This is a genomic window from Citrobacter sp. Cpo142 (assembly GCF_030332425.1).
Lineage (GTDB): Bacteria > Pseudomonadota > Gammaproteobacteria > Enterobacterales > Enterobacteriaceae > Citrobacter > Citrobacter portucalensis.
Genome location: NZ_JAOWHW010000047.1, coordinates 1 through 240 on the forward strand (window position 1 = coordinate 1; position 240 = coordinate 240).

Below are 240 nucleotides of genomic sequence, written 5' to 3' on the forward strand. Positions count from 1 at the left end.
TCCGCTGCTGTGCATATGTCCTGATATCCGGGTCCCCCGACGTCAGCAGAACCAGTCCAAGCGCACCGTTTGATTCAATACCGGTCTGCCATTCATTCGCCATACGCTCCTGCAGAAGATAATAATCCGTCACGCGATCGGTGGAAGTGAGCATAGAGTACAGGTACCCCACTCCGGTCACTGTCATGATCATGACAAGAACCAGAATTAGGCTGAAGCTGCCAGCCAGCCTGATACCCA

The 240-nt window shown here is 53.3% G+C and carries 1 protein-coding gene; it reads right to left on the minus strand.

Features of this window, described 5'->3' with window-relative positions; all coding sequences use genetic code 11:
* Positions 1 to 193, minus strand: a 193-nt coding sequence (locus tag OGY18_RS02215) for a hypothetical protein (RefSeq protein ID WP_286551546.1), incomplete at its 3' end; no start/stop codon positions are given.
* Positions 194 to 240 lie beyond the last annotated feature (47 nt).